Here is a 14143-nt window from a genome sequence, read left to right on the forward strand (position 1 = left end):
ATCTATCCCCGCGCCAGGCGCGCGTAAACCGCGGCCATCTCCAGTCGAACGGCCAATACTGCCAGTTGCTGCTCGGCGCTGATGGCACCGCCCAACGCCGGCGCCACCGTCGAGCCGGCCGAGCCGCCGGGCCCGTCGGGCACGTCTTCGGCGGCGAGCAGGTACACGTCGTCGAGCCCGGCGGTCCGGGCGGCCACCACCGGCTGTTCGGCCCGCAGGGTCAGGGCCAGCACCAGCAGCCGCTGGGGCAGCGGCCCGTCGATCTGTTCGTCGTGGAAGATCGCGTCGGCGGGATCCGGCAGGCCGCCGGCCCCCCCGGCGCGCAGCGCGACGACGGCGTCCGCCAGACCGGTGGCGGCGACCACCTGATGGGCCACCCGCAGCAGCACCGAGCTGCCGTGCCGGGCCAGCGCCAGCGTCGCGGCGCAGTCGCCGGTCAACGCGACCTGCCGGCCGGCCAGGCGCGCCGCGATGGTCTTGGCCGGGTTGGTGAACAACTCGCGGGCCGCGCTGTTGCGCAGCGCCTCGGCGTCCAGCTCGTCGGCCAGCGCCCGCAGGTCGACGCTCGGTCGTTGGTCCACCGCCTGCACGACGGCCAGGCCGGCGGCCAGGTAGCGGCACACGCCGAACTCGTCGGGGATCGGAAGCCGGGGCGCCAGCACCGCCGCGCGGCCGGCGGTGGCATCCCGCAGCGGACCCTCGTACGGCGCGACGACGACGACCCGCGCCCCGCGGCGCGCCGCGGTCACGGCCGCGGTGACCAGCGCCGGATCGCCGGGATCGTCGCCCGCGACCACCAGCACGTCGAGCGGACCGATCCACGGCGGCACCTCGGCGGTCAGCGCGATCGGCTCGGAGGCCGCACCGGCCACCGTCGCGGCGACCATCGCGCCGGCGGCCTCGGCGGCCCCGCGGCCGGCCACCCAGATCAAGCTGCGCGGCCGATCGTCGGACCGCAGCGGGTCCAGCTCACCCTCGTCGACGGCGGCGGCGACGGCGCGCACCTGCGCCCCGGCCGACGAGGCCGAGCGCAGCAGGCCGTCCCGGTCGGCGGCGAGCAGGCCCTCGGTGTCTTCGAGATCGATCGCCCGCACGGCGTTCACGTCGCGGCCTCCGCAGGCGCGGACTGGCCGCGGATCTCGGCGCTGACCTCGGCGACCACCGCGTCGACGTCCTCGGTGCTGCGCGCCTCCACGTTGAGCCGCAGCAGCGGCTCGGTGTTGGAGCTGCGCAGGTTGAACCAGCTGCCGTCGCCGAGGTCGACGGTCACCCCGTCCACGTGGTCGATGGAGTGGATGCGGCTGCCGAAGCACTTGAGCACCGCCTCGGTGCACAGCGCGGCGTCGGACACCGTGAAGTTGATCTCGCCGGACGATTCGTAGCGCTGGTAGTCGGCGGTCAACTCCGACAACGGCCGGTCCTGCTCGCCGAGGGCGGCCAGCACGTACAGCGCCGCCAGCATCCCGGAGTCCGCGCCCCAGAAGTCACGGAAGTAATAGTGCGCCGAGTGTTCCCCGCCGAAGATGGCGCCGGTGTCGGCCATCATCGCCTTGATATAGGAGTGCCCGACGCGGGAGCGCAGCGGCGTGCCGCCGCGCTCGGTGACCAGCTCCGGCACCGCCCGCGAGGTGATGACGTTGTGGATGATGGTGGCACCGATCTCCCGGCCCAGTTCCCGCGCGGCCACCAGGCTGGTGACCGTCGACGGCGACACCGGGCGGCCGCGTTCGTCGACGACGAAGCAGCGGTCGGCGTCGCCGTCGAAGGCCAGCCCGATGTCGGCGCCGGTCTCGCGGACGTAGGCCTGCAGGTCCACCAGGTTGGCCGGATCCAGCGGGTTGGCCTCGTGATTGGGAAACGAGCCGTCGAGCTCGAAGTACAACGGCAGCAGGGTGATCGAGTCGATCGCGCCGAGCACGGCGGGCGCGGTGAGACCGGCCATGCCGTTGCCGGCGTCCACCGCGACCCGCAGGGGCCGCAGCCCCGAGGTGTTCACCAGCGAGCGCAGGAACGCGCCGTAGTCGTCGAGCACGTCGCGGTCGGTGACGGTTCCGGGTTGTCCGTCGTAGCGCTCGACCCCGGCGATGACGTCCTCGCTGATCGCGCGCAGGCCGCTCTCGGCGCCCACCGGCTTGGCGGCGGCGCGGCACAGCTTGATGCCGTTGTAGGCCGCCGGGTTGTGGCTCGCGGTGAACATCGCGCCCGGGCAGTCCAGCGACCCCGAGGCGAAGTAAAGCTGATCCGTGGAGGACAGGCCGATCCGCACCACGTCCAGGCCCTGGCCCAGGACCCCGGCCGCGAACGCCTCGGCCAGCCCCGGCGAACTGTCCCGCATGTCGTGGCCGATCACCACCCGCCCGGCACCCTCGCCGCGCATCAGCTTGGCGAAGGCCGCCCCCAACGCGGTGACCAGAGGCTCGTCGATCTCCTCGCCGACCAGCCCTCGCACGTCGTAAGCCTTGACGACACGATGCACAGTCGCGGCGAGCCGAGACATGCGGGGGCCTCCTGACGCCTTCGAATTGCTTCGTTCCTTCGCCTCTTGGCCGTCAGCCTATCGGCCCGGAGGAAACACGGGACCGCAGTGGTGCGCGGGGATTGCCCGCGATGCCGGAACGGCTAGTCACTGGGGTCGGGCAACACCCGCAGATGCCCGCGGCGCCGGCCGGAACGATGCTCGGGCGGCGCCAGCACACTGCTGCTGGGCGCGGTGGCCTGCGACCCGCCGTGATGGACGAGCGGGTCGCCGAAGCCGTCAAATCCGTTGCGCGGCGCGCCGGCGCCCCCGTAGGCCACGCCGCGCTCGCCGGGAGCGCGCTCGCGCACCGCGTCGGCGAGGGCGACCAGGTCGTCCTCATCGGGATGGGTGGGCTCGGTGAAGAGCGGGCCGGCGTGGCGCACGAGATCCCACCCGCGGGGCGCGGTGATCCGGCCGGCGTGGCCGACGCACAAGTCCCACGAATGCGGTTCCCGCGCGGTCGCGAGTGGGCCGACCACTGCCGTCGAGTCCGAGTAGACGAACGTCAAGGTCGCCACGGCGTAGTGCGGACACCCGGGCCGACAACAGCGACGGGGAACGTTCACGCCGAAAGGCTATCGTGCGCAAACGTCCGTGAAGCGCCGGACACGCGCAACTCCTCGGCGCCCGATGTGCAACCGTTACCATCGGCCCGTGGGCGATTCGCGCAGCTCCCCGCACAGGGGTCGGTCTCCGGGCCGGTTCGCCTCCCACCGGTCGTCGCGGCGGGGCCGCGATGTGCGCGGTCCGCTGCTGCCGCCGACGGTGCCGGGCTGGCGCAGCCGGGCCGAGCGGTTCGACATGGCGGTGCTCGAGGCCTACGAACCGATCGAGCGGCATTGGCAGGCCCGGCTGGCCGAGTTGGACGTGGCGGTCGACGAGATTCCCCGCATCGCGGCCAAGGATCCCGACAGCGTGCAGTGGCCGCCGGAGGTGATCGCCGACGGGCCGATCCCGCTGGCGCGATTGATCCCGGCCGGCGTCGACGTCCGCGGCAACGCCACGCGGGCGCGAATTGTCTTGTTCCGCAAGCCGATTGAGCGACGGGCCAAGGACACCGTCGAGCTCGGTGATTTACTGCACGAAATCCTGGTGGCCCAGGTGGCCATCTACCTCGATGTCGAACCGTCGGTCATCGACCCGACGATCGACGACGAATAAATGACGGCGGCGCGGGCGCGCTAGATGATGCCGCGCTTGAGGCGCCGGCGCTCGCGCTCGGAGAGACCGCCCCAAATGCCGAAGCGCTCGTCGTGCTCTAGGGCGTACTCCAGGCACTCATGACGCACCTCGCACCCCAGGCAGATCTTCTTGGCCTCGCGGGTGGATCCGCCCTTCTCCGGGAAGAAGGCCTCGGGATCCGTTTGGGCGCACAGCGCCCGGTCCTGCCACTGGTCCGCAACGGGCATCGGCATCGGCTCGGGCTCGAATGCGACTGGCGCATCAGGAACCACGGTCAGGTGCGGCCGCGCGGGCAGGGCCGGCGCCGAAGCGATGGGGGTGTGCGGCGTGCTCGCCATGACTCCTCGAAGATGTTCGTAAGACATACGGTCGTCCGCCTCCTCAGTTTGATTGAGAGAGTGAGTGGTTCCCACTTTTCTGATGTGTACAGACAATTCGAACAAGTGATCGAATCTCGGTCTGCGACACCGGAACCGGCCGGCCAACCGGGAAATGACACTGTTGTGATTAGACACGGGTTGACCTGCCGGGTCAAGCATTACGGCGCATTTCCATACCATCTCGTGACCGAATTACGGCGTTTCCGTTGTTTTGCGCATTCGGCGTGTCGATCACACCGCCCGCAACTATGCTTAAGGGCCGCGTAACGGCCCCGACACCGCACGGTCGCCGGGCAGTACTGTCGTCCAAGTGAAGGTCACCGTTCTGGTCGGTGGGGTTGGCGGCGCCCGCTTCCTGCTGGGGGTTCAACAGCTGCTCGGGCTCGGTCAGTTCGAAACGCAACGGCACCCGGATGCGGGAACCAGCAACCACGAACTCAACGCCATCGTCAACATCGGCGACGACGCCTGGATTCATGGACTGCGGGTCTGCCCGGATTTGGACACCTGCATGTACACCTTAGGTGGAGGCGTAGACCCGGAGCGAGGGTGGGGTCACCGCGACGAAACCTGGCACGCCAAAGAGGAATTGGCGCGCTACGGCATGCAACCGGACTGGTTCGGTCTCGGCGACCGGGATATCGCCACCCACCTGGTGCGCACCCAGATGCTCAACGCCGGCTACCCGCTGTCACAGATCACCGCGGCGCTGTGCGACCGCTGGCAACCCGGCGCCCGTCTGCTGCCGGCCAGCGACGACCGCTGCGAGACCCACGTGGTGATCACCGATCCCGACGACGGCAACCGGCGGGCCATCCACTTCCAGGAGTGGTGGGTGCGCTACCGCGCCGACGTGCCCACCCACAGCTTCGCCTTCGTCGGCGCCGAAAAGGCCTCCGCCACAAGTGAAGCGGTGGCGGCCATCGCCGACGCCGACGTCATCCTGCTGGCGCCGTCCAATCCGGTGGTGAGCGTCGGCGCCATCCTTGCCGTCCCCGGCATCCGTTCCGCGCTGCGCTCGGCGAGCGCCCCGGTCGTCGGCTACTCGCCGATCATCGGTGGAAAGCCATTGCGCGGCATGGCCGATGCGTGCCTGTCGGTGATCGGGGTCCCATCCACCGCGGAGGCGGTCGGCCGGCATTACGGGGCGCGCCGCGGCACCGGGATACTCGATTGCTGGCTGGTGCACGAGGGCGATCACGCCGACATCGACGGCGTGGCGGTGACCGCCGTTCCGCTGTTGATGACCGACCCCAAGGCGACGGCCGAGATGGTCGCCGCGGGGCTCGAGCTTGCGGGCGTGACGGCGTGACCGAACACGGCACCGCCGCGGCGATCGAGATCCTGCCCGTCGCGGGGCTGCCCGAATTCCGGCCCGGCGACGACCTGAGCGCGGCGCTGGCCGCGGCCGCCCCCTGGCTGCGCGACGGCGACGTCGTGGTGGTGACGAGCAAGGTGGTGTCCAAGTGCGAGGGCCGGCTGGTGCCGGCGCCGCAGGACGCCGAGGAGCGCGACCAACTCCGCCGCAAGCTGGTCGACGACGAGGCGGTGCGGGTGTTGGCGCGCAAGGGCCGGACCCTGATCACCGAGAACCGCATCGGGCTGATCCAGGCCGCCGCGGGCGTGGACGGATCCAACGTGGGCCGCGACGAACTGGCGCTGCTGCCGCTCGACCCGGACGGCAGCGCCGCGGCCCTGCGCGCCGGGCTGGCCCGGCTGCTCGGCGTCGACGTCGCCGTCGTCATCACCGACACCATGGGCCGCGCCTGGCGCAACGGCCAGATCGACGCGGCGGTGGGCTCGTCCGGTCTGGCTGTGCTGCACGGCTATTCGGGGGCGCTCGACCGGCACGGCAACGAGCTGGTGGTCACCGAGATCGCGGTCGCCGACGAGGTGGCGGCGGCGGCCGACCTGGTGAAGGGGAAATTGACCGCCATGCCTGTGGCCGTGGTGCGCGGCCTCACGGTGAGCGACGACGGCTCGACGGCGCGGCAGCTGCTGCGGCCCGGCGAGGAGGACCTGTTCTGGCTGGGCACCGCCGAGGCCATCGACGTGGGCCGGCGGCAGGCCCAGCTGTTGCGCCGATCGGTGCGCCGGTTCAGCGCCGAGCCGGTGGCGCCCGAGCTGATCGAAGCCGCCGTCGCCGAGGCCCTCACCGCCCCGGCCCCGCACCACACCCGCCCGGTCCGGTTCGTCTGGCTGCAGGCTCGCGACGCCCGGACGCGGTTGCTGGACCGCATGAAAGACAAGTGGCGCGCCGACCTTTCCGGTGACGGCCGGCCCGCCGACTCGGTGGAGCGCCGGGTGGCGCGCGGCCAGATCCTTTACGACGCACCCGAGGTCGTCATCCCGATGCTGGTCCCCGACGGCGCGCACTCCTATCCCGACGCCGCCCGCACCGAGGCCGAGCACACCATGTTCACCGTCGCGGTCGGGGCGGCCGTGCAGGCGCTGCTGGTCGCGCTGGCCGTGCGGGGGGTGGGCAGCTGCTGGATCGGCTCGACGATCTTCGCCGCCGACCTGGTGCGCGCCGAGCTCGGATTGCCGGCCGACTGGGCGCCGTTGGGCGCCATCGCGATCGGCTACCCGGAGGAAACCGCCGGGCCGCGCGACGCGGTGGACCCCGGGGATTTGCTGATCCGCAAGTGAGCGGCGCCCGTCGGCGATAATCGGCCCATGAGATTCGCGGGCAAGCCGGCGGCGTCCGCCGACAAGGTCCGCGGCGGCTACTACACGCCCGCGCCGGTGGCCCGGTTTCTGGCCCGCTGGGTCGGCGAGGCCGGCCCGCGCATCGTGGAACCCTCCTGCGGCGACGGCGCGATCCTGCGCGAGCTGGCCGCCCTCGGCGGCGGGGTGCGCGGCGTCGAGCTGGTGCCCGAAGAGGCGGCCAAGGCGCGCCGATTCGCCCCCGTCGACGCCGCGAACCTGTTCGCCTGGCTCCCCGCGGCCGAGCCCGGCGGCTGGGACGGGGTCGCGGGGAATCCGCCCTACATCCGGTTCGGCAACTGGGCGCCCGAGCACCGCGACCCCGCGCTGGAACTGATGAGGCGCGCGGGTTTGCGGCCGACCCGGCTGACCAACGCGTGGGTCCCCTTCGTGGTGGCGAGCTCGATCCTGGTGCGCGAGGGCGGCCGGGTGGGGCTGGTGCTGCCCGCCGAGTTGCTCCAGGTCTCTTACGCCGCGCAGCTGCGCGAGTTCCTGCTGAGCCGCTTCGCCGACATCACGCTAATCACGTTCGAGCGCCTGGTCTTCGACGGCATCCTGCAGGAGGTCGTGCTGTTCTGCGGGGTCGCCGGCGCCGGGCCGGCCCGCATCCGCACGGTCCACCTCGCCGGCGCCGACGCGCTCGCGGACACGGACCTGGACGTCGAGTCGGCTCCCGCGCTGTTGCACGAAAACGAGAAGTGGACCAAGTACTTCCTGGACCCGGCCGCGATCCGGCTGCTGCGCACGCTCAAGCGATCGCCGGCCCTGACCCGGCTCGGGTCGGTCGCCGCGGTGGACGTGGGCATCGTGACGGGCCGCAACAGCTTCTTCACCTTCACCGACGCCCAGGCCCGCGAACTCGGGCTGCTCCCCCACTGCGTCCCGCTCGTGTCGCGCAGCGCGCAGCTGTCCGGACTGGTCTACGACACCGACTGCCGCGCAAGCGATGTCGCCACCGGCCGCCGCGGCTGGCTGCTCAACGCGCCACCCGACCCGGTCGACGCCGCCCTGATCGCACACATCCACAACGGCGAGGCCGCCGGGGTGGACGGCGGCTACAAGTGCTCGATCCGCAAGCCGTGGTGGACCACGCCGTCGCTGTGGGTCCCGGACCTGTTCATGCTGCGCCAGATCCACCTGGCGCCGCGCCTGACCGTCAACGCCGCCGCCGCGACGAGCACCGACACCGTGCACCGGCTGCGGCTGACCGCGGGCTCCGATTTCGAAGACGCGACCGCGCTGGCCGCCGTCTTCCACAACAGCGTGACGTTCGCCTTCGCCGAGATCATCGGCCGCAGCTACGGCGGGGGCATCCTGGAGCTCGAACCCCGCGAAGCCGAGCAGCTGCCCATTCCCCCACCGGCGCTCGCCGGCCAGGGCCTCGCCGGCGACGTCGATGTGCTGTTGAAGGCCAACGAGATCGGGATCGCGGTGGTCGTCGTCGACCGCCGCGTGCTTGTCGACGGGCTGGGGCTGCGGCCCGAGGCGGTGGCGGACTGCCGCGCGGCCTGGGCGTCGCTGCGGGATCGCCGGAAACGGCGGGGTTCCCGGTGAGCGTGCGGGAGTCGGCGATCGCGATGCTGACCGACTGGCGGGCGCCCGACGCGGCGCAGGATTCGTTGCGGCACGCGGTGCTGGCCTTCGTGCTCGCCCGACCGGACGCCTGCCTGCGCGAGTGCGTGCCGGGGCACGTCACCGCCTCGGCGCTGGTGGTCGACCACACCGGCGACCGGGTGCTGCTGACCCTGCATCCGCGGGTGGGCCGCTGGGTGCAGCTGGGCGGCCACTGCGACGACGAGGACGGCGACATCGTCGCCGCCGCGCTGCGGGAGGCCACCGAGGAGTCCGGCGTCACCGGTCTGCGCATCGAGCCCGAGCTGGCCGCCATCCACGTGCACCCGGTCACCTGCTCGCTGGGCGTGCCCACCCGGCACCTGGAGCTGCAGTTCGTGGCGCACGCGCCGGCCGGCGCGCGGATCGCGATCAGCGACGAGTCCGACGATTTGCGGTGGTGGCCCGCCGACGCGCTGCCCGAGGGCACCGACCATGCGCTGGCGTTTTTGGTGGGGCAGGCGCGACGCCGTTAGCCGCCTATAGCCGCCGAGTGTGGGGCTAGCCGCACGCGCGGCGGCGAGTGTGCGGCTAGCCGCACGCTCGCGCAGGGGGTCCCGCGGCTAGACGTCGGACGAGTAGCGGATCCCGCCGTCGGGAATCGAGACGCCGGGCCACACCCGGGCGCCGCGCAGCAGCTCGCAGCGCGCCCCGATGTCGGCGCCGTCGCCGATCACGCCGTCGCGGATCAGCGCCCGCGGCCCGATGCGCGCGCCGAAGCCGATGATCGAGCGCTCGATCACGCTGCCGGCCTCGACCTTGACGCCGTCGAAGATCACCGCCCCGTCCAGCCGGACGCCGGGGCCGATCTCGGCGCCCCGCCCGACGACGGTGCCGCCCACCAGCACCGCGCCCGGTGACACCGCGGCGCCGTCGTGCACCAGCTGCTCGCCGCGGTGGCCGTGCAGGGCCGGCGACGAGACGATTCCCCGGACCAGGTCGGCCGAGCCCCGGACGAAGTCCTCCGGCGTGCCCATGTCGCGCCAGTAGCTGGCGTCGACGTAGCCGCACACCTTGACGTCCGGATCGGCGAGCAGGGCCGGGAACACCTCGCGTTCGACCGACACCTCCCGGCCCCGGGGGATCCGGTCGATGATGTCGCGGGCGAACACGTAGGTGCCGGCGTTGATCTGGTCGGTCGGCGGGTCCTGCGTCTTCTCCAGGAAGGCGGTGACCCGGCCGTCCTCGTCGGTGGTGACGCAGCCGAAGGCCCGCGGGTCGCCCACCCGCACCAGGTGCAACGTGACGTCGGCCTGCTGGGCCCGGTGGAACTCGATCATCTGGCCGAGGTCCGACCCGGCGAGGACGTCGCCGTTGAACACCATCACGGTGTCGTGCCGCAGGTGTCCGGCGACGTTGGCGATGCCGCCGCCGGTGCCCAGCGGCCGCTCCTCGGTGACGTATTCGATCTGCAGGCCCAGCTTGGACCCGTCGCCGAACTCGGCCTCGAACACCGCGGCCTGGTACGAGGTGCTCAGGATGACGTGCTCGATGCCCGCCGCGGCGATCCTCGACAGCAGGTGGGTCAGAAACGGCAGCCCGGCCGTGGGCAGCATGGGCTTGGGCGCCGACAGCGTCAGCGGCCGCAGCCGGGTGCCCTTGCCGCCGACCAGAACCACGGCATCGACCTGGGGGTTAGCCATGTGAGCGCCGCCCTTCCGCCAGTTTGCGTCTCCGATCCCGCAGGGCGCCGCGCACCATCAGGCGGGAGCGCAGCGCCAGCGAGGCCCGCAGCGTCCACCGCAGCGGCGCCCGCCACCAGCCCGAATGCCGGTCCGCCAGGAACAGGTAGGTGCTCTGGTGGTGCGCCGCCAGGTGGCTGGCCGGGTCGTGCCCGGTGGAGTGGCCCTTGTGGTGCAGCACCTCGGCCGACGGCACGTAGACGCTCAGCCAGCCGGCCCTGCCGAGCCGGTCACCCAGGTCGACGTCCTCCATATACATGAAGTAGCGCTCGTCGAACCCGCCGACCTGGCCGAAGGCGGACCGGCGCACCAGCAGGCACGAGCCCGACAGCCAGCCCACCACCCGCTCGCTGGGTTCCTGCCGTTCCTGGCGGTAGGCCGCCGTCCACGGGTTGCGCTTCCAGAACGGACCGACAACCGCGTGCATGCCGCCGCGGACCAGGCTGGGCAGGTGGCGCGCCGACGGGTACACCGAGCCGTCGGGATCGCGGATCAGCGGGCCCAGCGCGCCGGCCCGCGGCCAGCGGGCGGCGGCGTCCAGCAGGGCGTCGATGCTGCCCGGCCCCCACTGCACGTCCGGGTTGGCCACGATCACCCAGTCGGCGTCGACGTCCGCCGACTCGGCGAGCTGCGCGACCGCGCGGTTCACCGCGGTGCCGTAGCCGAGGTTGGCCCCGGTGTGGAACAGCCGCACGTTCGGGTACCGCTCGACGGCGGCCTGCGGGGTGCCGTCGGTGGAGCCGTTGTCGGCCATCAGCACGCACACCGGCCGCTCGGTGGCCAGCGACAGCGAGGCCAGGAAGCGCTCGAGGTGTGGGCCCGGTGAGTAGGTCACCGTCACGACCGGCAGAACGTCAGTCACGCGTAGAGGGTAACGGTCGAGCGGCCGCCAGCGCCGCGACAAGCGCAGGGCGCCAGGGCCTTAACGGTCGCAGCCCGGCCGCGGCGGACTGCCGGCCGGACAGCGCGGTGTAGGGCGGGCGCGGCGCGGGCCTGGGGAACTCCGCGGTGCTGACCGGCTGCACCCGCTCCGGGTCGGCGCCGCATTCGGCGAACACCGCGCGCGCCTGTTCGAAGCGGGACACCGCGCCCTCGTTGGCGGCGTGCAGGATGGGCCCGGGCACGTTGTCGTCGATGACCTGCAGCAGCGCGCCGGCCAGGTCGCCCACGTAGGTCGGTGACCCCACCTGGTCGGCGACCACCCGCACCGGGCCGTCGCCCGCGGCCAGCCGGCGCATCACGGCGACGAAGTCCTTGCCGGTGCCGCCGGTGTAGACCCATGCGGTGCGCACCACGACCGCCTCGGGCAGCGCCGCCAGCACGGCCCGCTCGCCGGCGAGCTTGCTGCGGGCGTACACGCCCCGCGGGTCGGTCGGGTCGTCGGGCTCGTAGGGGCGCGGCTGCGCGCCGCCGAAGTCGCCGTTGAACACGTAGTCGGTGGAGACGTGGATCAACCGGGCGTCGGCGCCGGCGCAAGCCTTGGCCATGTGCTCGGGGCCCTCGGCGTTGACGGCGTAGGCGCCGGCCTCGTCGCTCTCGGCGCCGTCCACGTCGGTGTACGCCGCGCAGTTGATCACCACGTCGCCGCGCTCGATGATCCGCTCGGCGGCGGCCGGGTCGGTGATGTCCCACTCCGACGACGTCAGCGCCAGCACGTCCCGCCCCTGATCGGCCGCCAGCGAGCGCAAATGGGCGCCCAGCTGCCCACCGGCGCCGGCGATCACAATCCTGCTCGACATGGTTTGAGTCTGGCATGCCAGGGAAAGCGCGGGCGAACGCCCGGGGCGCGCGGGGCTTCGCTACCCACGAAGCACGTGTGCCGCAAGTAATCTAGTGGGATGCCTGTGCAACGTGTGGTTCGTGTGATAGCCACTGCGCTCACGCTCGTCGTCGTTCTCGGCACCGGGCTGGCGTGGAGCAACGTCCGCTCGTTCGAGGACGGCATCTTCCACATGTCCGCACCCTCGCTGGGCAAGGGCGGCGACGACGGCGCGATCGACATCCTGCTGGTGGGCCTCGACAGCCGCACCGACGCCCACGGCAACCCGCTGTCCGCCGAGGAGTTGGCCTCGCTGCGGGTCGGCGACGAGGAAGCGACCAACACCGACACGATCATCCTGATCCGCATCCCCAACAACGGGAAGTCGGCCACCGCCATCTCGATCCCCCGCGACTCCTACGTCGCCGCGCCGGGCCTGGGCAAGACGAAGATCAACGGCGTCTACGGCCAGGCCCGCGAGGCCAAGCGCACCAGCCTGGTCAAGGCCGGCGACTCGGCCGCGGACGCCGCGGCACAGGGCACCGAGGCCGGGCGCGAGGCGCTGATCAAGACCGTCGCCGACCTCACCGGCGTCACCGTCGACCACTACGCCGAGATCGGCCTGCTCGGCTTCTCCCTGATCACCGACGCGCTGGGCGGCGTCGACGTCTGCCTCAAAGAGCCGGTGTTCGAACCCCTTTCGGGCGCCGACTTCCCGGCCGGCCAGCAACGGCTCGACGGCCCGGAGGCGCTCAGCTTCGTCCGGCAGCGCCACGAGCTGCCGCGCGGCGACCTGGACCGCGTGGTGCGTCAGCAGGTGGTGATGGCCTCGCTGGCCCACCGCGTCATCTCCGGCAAGACGCTGTCCAGCCCCAGCACGCTGAAGCGGCTGGAGGCCGCCGTGCAGCGCTCGGTGGTGATCTCGTCGGGCTGGGACGTGATGGACTTCGTCCAGCAGATGCAGAAGCTGGCCGGCGGCAACGTCGCGTTCGCCACCATCCCGGTGCTCGACGGCGCCGGCTGGAGCGACGACGGCATGCAAAGCGTGGTGCGGGTGGACCCGCACCAGGTCGCCGACTGGGTCAGCGGGCTGCTGCACGAGCAGGAGCAGGGCAAGACCGAGGAGATCGCGTACACCCCGGCCAAGACCACCGCCAGCGTGGTGAACGACACCGATATCAACGGCCTGGCGTCGGCGGTCTCACAGGTGTTGACCGCCAAGGGATTTGGCGCGGGCACGGTCGGCAACAACGACGGCGGCCACGTCAAGGGCAGCCAGGTGCGCGCCGCCAAGTCAGACGACCTGGGCGCCCAGGAGGTGGCCAAGGAGCTGGGCGGGTTGCCGGTGGTCGCGGATCCGTCGCTGGCGCCGGGCTCGGTGCGGGTGGTGCTGGGCAACGACTACAGCGGCCCGGGCTCGGGGCTTTCCGGCACCGGCACGGTGATGCCCGCCAAGGTGTCCAACGTCGGCTCGGTGGCGGCCGACCCGAACGTCCCGGCGCCCTCGCCGATCCTGACGGCCGGTTCCGACAAGCCCGAGTGCATCAACTGAGCACGCTCTCCGCCGCGATCCTCGACCCGATGCTGCGGGCCGACCCGGTGGGCCCGCGCATCACCTACTACGACGACGCGACCGGCGAGCGCATCGAGTTGTCGGCGGTGACGCTGGCCAACTGGGCCGCCAAGACCGGCAACCTGTTGCGCGACGAACTGGGCGCCGGGCCGGGCAGCCGGGTCGCGATCCTGCTTCCGGCGCACTGGCAGACCGCGGCCGTGCTGTTCGGCGTGTGGTGGATCGGCGCCGAGGCGGTGCTCGGGGCGCACGGCCCGGCGGACGTCGCGCTGTGCACCGCCGACCGGCTGGACGAGGCGGACGGGCTGGGCGCCGCCGAGGTGGCGGTGCTGTCGCTGGATCCGTTCGGGCGCCCCGCCGGCGACCTGCCGATCGGCGTCACGGACTACGCCACGGCCGTGCGGGTGCACGGCGACCAGATCGTTCCCGAGGGCCGGCCCGGGCCCGCGCTCGACGGGCGGTCGGTCGACGAGGTCCTGGCCGCGTGCCAAAGATCGGCCGCCGCAAGGGAATTGGCGGCCGCCGACCGTGTCCTGTCCACCGCCGCGTGGTCGCAACCCGACGACCTGGTGGACGGCCTGCTGGCCATCCTGGCCGCCGGCGGGTCGCTGGTACAGGTGGCCAACCCCGACGCGTCGGCGCTGGCGCGCCGGATCGAGACGGAGAAGGTCACCAAGACGCTGTAGCCGGCCGATTCATATTGATATCGCTATATTTCAATGTTAACGTCGA

At 72.1% G+C, this 14143-nt stretch carries 14 protein-coding genes; 7 read left to right on the plus strand and 7 right to left on the minus strand.

Annotated features, from left to right (window positions below; translation table 11 throughout):
* Nucleotides 1–2: 2 nt before the first annotated feature.
* From A5730_RS21490 to A5730_RS21500, 3 genes are all read right to left on the minus strand, one after another.
* The gene (locus A5730_RS21490; protein ID WP_067905040.1) at nt 3–1103 is read right to left on the minus strand and encodes a TobH protein; all 1101 of its coding nucleotides are present in this window, start codon (nt 1101–1103) and stop codon (nt 3–5) included.
* Nucleotides 1100–2497, minus strand: a complete 1398-nt coding sequence (locus A5730_RS21495) for a phosphomannomutase/phosphoglucomutase (protein WP_067905043.1) — start codon at nt 2495–2497, stop codon at nt 1100–1102. Before A5730_RS21495 ends, A5730_RS21490 begins: the two co-directional genes overlap by 4 nt.
* A gap of 122 nt (nt 2498–2619) precedes the next feature.
* On the minus strand, nt 2620–3084 hold the full coding sequence (locus A5730_RS21500) for a DUF3499 domain-containing protein (RefSeq protein WP_082946940.1): 465 nt from the start codon (nt 3082–3084) through the stop codon (nt 2620–2622).
* Nucleotides 3085–3256: 172 nt separating this feature from the next.
* On the opposite strand from A5730_RS21500, the gene A5730_RS21505 reads away from it, so the two are divergent.
* Nucleotides 3257–3679: a metallopeptidase family protein gene (locus A5730_RS21505; RefSeq protein ID WP_047322002.1), complete on the plus strand. Its 423-nt coding sequence runs from the start codon at nt 3257–3259 to the stop codon at nt 3677–3679.
* 20 nt (nt 3680–3699) lie between these two features.
* On the opposite strand, the gene A5730_RS21510 is transcribed toward A5730_RS21505, so the two are convergent.
* The gene (locus tag A5730_RS21510) at nt 3700–4038 is read right to left on the minus strand and encodes a WhiB family transcriptional regulator (RefSeq protein ID WP_055399109.1); all 339 of its coding nucleotides are present in this window, start codon (nt 4036–4038) and stop codon (nt 3700–3702) included.
* Nucleotides 4039–4390: 352 nt separating this feature from the next.
* Between A5730_RS21510 and cofD the strand changes: the two genes are divergently transcribed.
* The 4 genes from cofD to A5730_RS21530 are packed head-to-tail and all read left to right on the plus strand — an operon-like array spanning nt 4391 to nt 8873.
* Entirely contained in the window at nt 4391–5392 is a 1002-nt protein-coding gene (gene cofD / locus A5730_RS21515) for a 2-phospho-L-lactate transferase (RefSeq protein ID WP_067905049.1), read from the plus strand.
* The gene (locus A5730_RS21520) at nt 5389–6729 is read left to right on the plus strand and encodes a coenzyme F420-0:L-glutamate ligase (RefSeq protein ID WP_067905054.1); all 1341 of its coding nucleotides are present in this window, start codon (nt 5389–5391) and stop codon (nt 6727–6729) included. The genes cofD and A5730_RS21520 overlap by 4 nt, the downstream gene beginning before the upstream one ends.
* 27 nt (nt 6730–6756) lie before the next feature.
* Complete coding sequence (locus tag A5730_RS21525; protein WP_067905056.1) at nt 6757–8340, plus strand: class I SAM-dependent methyltransferase; 1584 nt, start codon at nt 6757–6759, stop codon at nt 8338–8340.
* Nucleotides 8337–8873, plus strand: a complete 537-nt coding sequence (locus A5730_RS21530; RefSeq protein WP_067905060.1) for an NUDIX hydrolase — start codon at nt 8337–8339, stop codon at nt 8871–8873. Before A5730_RS21525 ends, A5730_RS21530 begins: the two co-directional genes overlap by 4 nt.
* An 87-nt stretch (nt 8874–8960) precedes the next feature.
* On the opposite strand, the gene A5730_RS21535 is transcribed toward A5730_RS21530, so the two are convergent.
* Genes A5730_RS21535 through rfbD form a run of 3 tightly spaced genes read right to left on the minus strand, consistent with a single transcriptional unit; the run spans nt 8961 to nt 11818 of the window.
* The gene (locus A5730_RS21535) at nt 8961–10040 is read right to left on the minus strand and encodes a sugar phosphate nucleotidyltransferase (protein ID WP_067905063.1); all 1080 of its coding nucleotides are present in this window, start codon (nt 10038–10040) and stop codon (nt 8961–8963) included.
* Nucleotides 10033–10941 (minus strand): glycosyltransferase family 2 protein, encoded by a 909-nt coding sequence (locus tag A5730_RS21540; protein WP_055399121.1) that lies wholly within the window; start codon nt 10939–10941, stop codon nt 10033–10035. The genes A5730_RS21535 and A5730_RS21540 overlap by 8 nt, the downstream gene beginning before the upstream one ends.
* Nucleotides 10934–11818 (minus strand): dTDP-4-dehydrorhamnose reductase, encoded by an 885-nt coding sequence (gene rfbD, locus A5730_RS21545; RefSeq protein ID WP_067905066.1) that lies wholly within the window; start codon nt 11816–11818, stop codon nt 10934–10936. The genes A5730_RS21540 and rfbD overlap by 8 nt, the downstream gene beginning before the upstream one ends.
* Before the next feature lie 99 nt (nt 11819–11917).
* Between rfbD and A5730_RS21550 the strand changes: the two genes are divergently transcribed.
* Together A5730_RS21550 and A5730_RS21555 are read left to right on the plus strand one after the other, a co-directional pair.
* The gene (locus tag A5730_RS21550) at nt 11918–13390 is read left to right on the plus strand and encodes an LCP family protein (protein ID WP_067905069.1); all 1473 of its coding nucleotides are present in this window, start codon (nt 11918–11920) and stop codon (nt 13388–13390) included.
* The gene (locus A5730_RS21555; protein WP_197506310.1) at nt 13378–14097 is read left to right on the plus strand and encodes a TIGR03089 family protein; all 720 of its coding nucleotides are present in this window, start codon (nt 13378–13380) and stop codon (nt 14095–14097) included. Before A5730_RS21550 ends, A5730_RS21555 begins: the two co-directional genes overlap by 13 nt.
* The last annotated feature ends 46 nt before the right edge of the window (nt 14098–14143 follow it).

The sequence above is a fragment of the Mycobacterium sp. ACS4054 genome (assembly GCF_001667275.1).
GTDB lineage: Bacteria > Actinomycetota > Actinomycetes > Mycobacteriales > Mycobacteriaceae > Mycobacterium.

Excerpts from the sequence above, each read along its gene's own strand:
- rfbD (WP_067905066.1), bottom strand. The coding sequence starts at position 11,818 with ATGTCGAGCAGGATTGTGATCGCCGGCGCCGGTGGGCAGCTGGGCGCC.
- A5730_RS21495 (WP_067905043.1), bottom strand. The coding sequence starts at position 2,497 with ATGTCTCGGCTCGCCGCGACTGTGCATCGTGTCGTCAAGGCTTACGAC.
- A5730_RS21525 (WP_067905056.1), top strand. The coding sequence starts at position 6,757 with ATGAGATTCGCGGGCAAGCCGGCGGCGTCCGCCGACAAGGTCCGCGGC.
- A5730_RS21510 (WP_055399109.1), bottom strand. The coding sequence starts at position 4,038 with ATGGCGAGCACGCCGCACACCCCCATCGCTTCGGCGCCGGCCCTGCCC.
- A5730_RS21535 (WP_067905063.1), bottom strand. The coding sequence starts at position 10,040 with ATGGCTAACCCCCAGGTCGATGCCGTGGTTCTGGTCGGCGGCAAGGGC.
- A5730_RS21550 (WP_067905069.1), top strand. The coding sequence starts at position 11,918 with ATGCCTGTGCAACGTGTGGTTCGTGTGATAGCCACTGCGCTCACGCTC.